Source organism: Pedobacter sp. 01N416 (genome assembly GCF_056399685.1).
Genome location: NZ_JBFTRT010000467.1, coordinates 1 through 4,643 on the forward strand (window position 1 = coordinate 1; position 4,643 = coordinate 4,643).

Annotated in this window: 4 protein-coding genes; 2 read left to right on the forward strand and 2 right to left on the reverse strand. The window is 36.4% G+C overall.

Annotation, left to right across the window (positions count from 1 at the left end):
• Positions 1–308 precede the first annotated feature (308 nt).
• On the reverse strand, positions 309–617 hold the full coding sequence (locus AC1DND_RS21560) for a hypothetical protein (RefSeq protein WP_477584679.1): 309 nt from the start codon (positions 615–617) through the stop codon (positions 309–311).
• A 41-nt stretch (positions 618–658) separates the two neighbouring features.
• Positions 659–1,264: a hypothetical protein gene (locus AC1DND_RS21565; RefSeq protein WP_477584680.1), complete on the reverse strand. Its 606-nt coding sequence runs from the start codon at positions 1,262–1,264 to the stop codon at positions 659–661.
• A 298-nt stretch (positions 1,265–1,562) separates the two neighbouring features.
• Between AC1DND_RS21565 and AC1DND_RS21570 the strand changes: the two genes are divergently transcribed.
• Positions 1,563–1,838 (forward strand): helix-turn-helix transcriptional regulator, encoded by a 276-nt coding sequence (locus AC1DND_RS21570; protein WP_476767433.1) that lies wholly within the window; start codon positions 1,563–1,565, stop codon positions 1,836–1,838.
• 1,143 nt (positions 1,839–2,981) lie between these two features.
• A complete protein-coding gene (locus AC1DND_RS21575; protein WP_477584681.1) occupies positions 2,982–3,899 on the forward strand; it encodes a chitinase in 918 nt (305 codons plus the stop codon).
• Positions 3,900–4,643: the final 744 nt, after the last annotated feature.

Below are 4,643 nucleotides of genomic sequence, written 5' to 3' on the forward strand. Positions count from 1 at the left end.
GTGCCTGTCCATCTGGGAGGATGATCTCACGTATAATGACCTTTAGATATGCCTTCAAGGGACTGCTCATTTGATGATAGGCATTAAGTCTTTTGTAAATTGGTTCGTAATTCATGTTTTTAAATCCAAATAAAAAGGATTTCAATGTTTGGTCAAGTGGTATTTTCTACCACCTCATACCACCCCATAAAAAATGAACATGAAAAGTTTTCTTGATTTTGTACTCCCTTTATGATTTATTGCGTGACAACGCTTTTGAGGCGGTAGATTCTCCGATTTATTGGGAGGGAGCCTATGATTATGAAAGATTAAAATTGGTTTTGGGCTTTGGCAAGCATCTCAGCCAACTTATCGCTTACAACGCCGATATCGACAGAACTTGGTACGTAATAGCCGTTGCTGAAACTTTTCTCTGAAATTTTTTCTGTTTCTGCTGTGCTGACATGTGAAATAATGTATTCATGTACCCTTTTAGCTTTACGCTCGATTATAATACCCACTTCTACGGCCAGAAATATAAGGTAGGCCAACTGCTTTACCGAAAGTGAGACCTTATACTTAGCATCAAGCATCCCAGAATTCATCAGTTCTGAGTTCAGAAAGTCAAGTTGTTTCATAAAGCTCAGTTCAGCTTCGAGCACCTGAAGTAGTGAATGGTTTATCTGGGGCAGGAGGGGGTTATAGGAATTAGTACCTTTTGAAGATGCTTTTTTACATGCTGGTTCAGATAATTAAATAGCTGGTCGCTGAATGCTAAATGCCGGAAGCGTGGGGGATCTGCCAGTCTTAAATACAATGCATCTGAGAGGATTTCGATAAGTTCTTGGTCTATATTGGATTTTTTAAACAATGAAAGATGTTCTTCAATTATTATTTCAACTTGTTTCAAATGATCTGAAATTGTCCTTTTGGTTAAAAGGGTGTTGTAGTCAAATTGGTCGCGAAAGTAGGTGTGTACGTGCCAAATGATCGTTTCTATTCCATTTAGCATTAATTCGAGTAGCTTTTCCGAATCGTCGGACAGATCCTCCTTGAATGAAAGAATATCTTCTATTTCCCTTGCCGTTCTTGTTAAGGCTCCGACCTGAAAATGGATAAAATCGGTAAACGTGGAAATGTCATTGGGTTGATAGGTATTGATCTTTTTAATTATCCTTTGGGTTTCTTCCTTTATGCCTGTGTGCGTTGTTAAATGATCATCCAGATCAAGGTTGTTGTTTATGAGATAGATAATTTGTCTAAAATAATCCAGTTGAAAATCCATATTTGAAAATTTAGGAGGCGTTAAGTTTCTCCTAAATTTAGTTGAGGTGATGTTTTTCGGGAAATAAACTACACTAGCCGTTATCCTGAAGGGATGAATTGCGCTATTGCCGTGATAAATTTATTAGCTAAGGTTTTTAAATGTTAAAAAACAACTGGCCGTTATTGCCTGTAAAATTGGGGTGGTAAGTTTTACCACCGTGCTGCAACTTGACACTTTGATCATAGATTATTCTTTTTGCATCAACTGTTTATTGTATCAAGACCAGATTTTTCTATCTGATTTAACGGAAATCACTATGGACAAACTAAATGCTATCCTGGACGTTTTGCTCAAAATTTATGAACTTATGCAACTGATATATTCTAAGTCCTATGGCCAACTAAAACTCCCGGAGGATCAGATGTTGACCCGGCTTGAAGTGATGGAGTATCTTGGGATAAGTGAAAGCACTTATAAGAGAAAGGTCAGAAAAGGGATTTTAAAACCCAGCAAGCTTCCCGGTGGAGACAGGTTTTATAAGAGTGAGCTGAGAGAGGAGTTTTTAGAAAGTAAGAGAAGGGGGAGGGTCTGATCGGCGAGATTAAAAGTGGAGATCCCTATATTCTTTATTTATAACATTCAATCGGCTTATTATCAGTAAGTTGATTGTTGTTAAAAAGCAAAATCTGCCAAAACTCAGCCACGGGAAATATCTTTGGAGCTTATGACTCCTCCAGAACTACATTACACCATTCCAAGATTATTTAAGGGAAAAAAGATTGGATCTGTTCCTAAAGGTAGGTTGATTACATTTAGCTTTAAGACTCCAGAGAAGCTTTTTGAGGCTGCATATTCCAGCGATTGCCTACCTAACCCCTAAGATAAACGGATTTCCAAGTAATTATCTGAGTTCATTGTGGGTATTTTTCTATAATCTGAATGATTAAGAGCCTGCATAGTCTCTTTCGGTCACAGAGATATTAACAATGTTGTCAGCTCAAGCCACTGATTATCTTTAATGTAAATGATGACAGATATCCAAATTACCTCTAATTTATGATTTTAGAATCCCAATTCGGCACATTTTCGAGGACAGGCCATGCATGGTTAGAATCGGTATCGATCCTGATTTCTTAAAAATATCCTCAGAGTTTCGCTTTCCTCGTCGTTATAGCCACTGGCGGCCCAGAATTTTTAATGTTTTTTATGAACTTCCGAGGAGCTTTTCGGACTACCGTAGATTTTTTACCTGTTAAACGTTTGTAATTCTATGCTTCGAGCTTTGTTTCAACATCTCTTTTGTAGGCATTGCTTCGCAAAATAAGTTCTTTGCGATTCTTTCTAATACTTTAATTGAATGAAATTGCTGGCATACTCCATAGAATAAATACTATTGGACGCTTTCACCTCCTGCGTGGGGGCTAGTCGTAATTTGTCTTACTGTTATAAATATTTCTATGGCTTTTAACTTTTTCCTATATTGGTGTCAATAAACAATCTTATACCCTATGAGAAATATCCGATTAAACAAAACCAACTCCATTAGAGGTCAAGTTAGTTCCAGAGCTCAATCAATAAATGTTATGGAAAGCAGTGTCGGTGTACATGACATTGCGCCACTTCTATCATGTGAGAATCAGGTCGATACAGCTTGGCTTTTTGCAGGTCTTGGAGGAAGTGGAACATCACATTTCTGCTAATGAAGTTTGTTTTTAGAATATCTAAAATTAATGTAATGATTGCATTAATTTTCCTGTTTTTGGGTTGTACGCCTAAAGAAACAATCAGAAATGGGTCCTTATTATCTAATAAGGATTATAATGAACTATTCCCTCACAGAAATAATTTTTTTACTTACGATTCATTTACTAAGGCGGTCAACACTTTGTCCCACTTTAAAGTAAAAGTTGAAAGACGTGGAGAGTGGTTATACAAAATTACCAAGATATTTAATGATGACAAAAGCACTGTAATCAGACAAGACAAAGGCTGGGAAGAAGAATGGGCTAAAAATAAAACATATAGGCAAGTTACAATAGACTTCGGAGATTTTTGCTATAGAAAAGGAACTAATTTTAAAGAATTGGCTGCTTTTTTCGCTCATGTAGCACACGAGACAAGGAATGGTAAGGATAACCAATATAATGATGGCTTAATGTTAGTTTGCGAAATGGATACTAATTCTAAATATGTTATTCCAAACAACATATATCCAGCTGTAGCAAACAAAAAATATTATGGCAGGGGGCCTCTTCAATTGAGCTATAATGGTAATTATGGCGCTGCATCAGAGATTATTTTTGGAGATAAAAATATTCTTCTAAATCATCCTGAAATTGTTGCAAATAATCCGGTTGTTTCATTCGAATCGGCTATTTTTTTCTGGATGATGCCCCAAGGCAATAAGCCGTCAGCTCATGATGTGATAGATGAAAGTTGGAATCCAAATTTAGAAGAAAAAAAGTTAGGTTATACTCCTGGATTTGGTATGACGATAAATATTATTAACGGCGCTTTAGAGTGCGATCTCGGGGAAGAACAGAAGCCAATGTTAGACCGGATAGGATTTTACAAACATTTTTTAAAAAAGTTTAATGTTGATTACAGTAATTGCAACTGTTCCTGTGGGAAGATGGCGCCCTACGGTAAATAAATTATTGTTGGTGAGTCAACGTTTTCAATAATCTCCTGGCGGTCCGTTCTGCGTTTAAGTTGTCACCCTATTTCGCTTTAAAGTGACCCTGTTTTGATTTCGATCAGATTTTTTTCGCAACTGGCTTTCGGGAACAATCTTTCAATTTCTGCATAAAATTAAGGCTCCTGGGAGGATATCTGCAATTAGGGATGGACTAGTGGCGCTTAGCTATTTTGGAGGGGTTATGGCATTTTTAAGCGTGCTGATACCTGTGAATGGATTTGATCTTTGGGAAGGTCTGAATTGAAGATAAATCGGCAGTAGGATGGGTTAAACCGAGAAGTCCTGAGGAAAATGGATTTGGATCCGCAGTGTGTATTTGTTCATCGTGAAGGGAACTAGATGTGCATCATCCGATAGTCAAGTTGGTGGCCAGTTTTGTCTGAAACAGTGAGTCACTTTCACTGAAACATGCAATTTTCACAATATTCTTTATTTAAGAACCTTTTTATTCCACAATGTGATGTTTATTTTTTTTCAACTAAATGTTTGGTTAATCAAAAATTAGTAAATAGATTTGTTATGGGCCATAACATAAATTATAATATAAACACTTTTAAAAAAGATTATAATATGGGATAAAAACCCTACTCAAACAAAAAAAACGAGCAGCGAGATTATTTTCCTGGATTTTAATTTTTCTATAATGTTTCTTGGAGGATGCAAAAAGGAATATTCAGAAAATAAAATTTATTATAGTGC

Excerpts from the sequence above, each read along its gene's own strand:
- AC1DND_RS21560 (WP_477584679.1), bottom strand. The coding sequence starts at position 617 with ATGAAACAACTTGACTTTCTGAACTCAGAACTGATGAATTCTGGGATG.
- AC1DND_RS21570 (WP_476767433.1), top strand. The coding sequence starts at position 1,563 with ATGGACAAACTAAATGCTATCCTGGACGTTTTGCTCAAAATTTATGAA.
- AC1DND_RS21575 (WP_477584681.1), top strand. The coding sequence starts at position 2,982 with ATGATTGCATTAATTTTCCTGTTTTTGGGTTGTACGCCTAAAGAAACA.
- AC1DND_RS21565 (WP_477584680.1), bottom strand. The coding sequence starts at position 1,264 with ATGGATTTTCAACTGGATTATTTTAGACAAATTATCTATCTCATAAAC.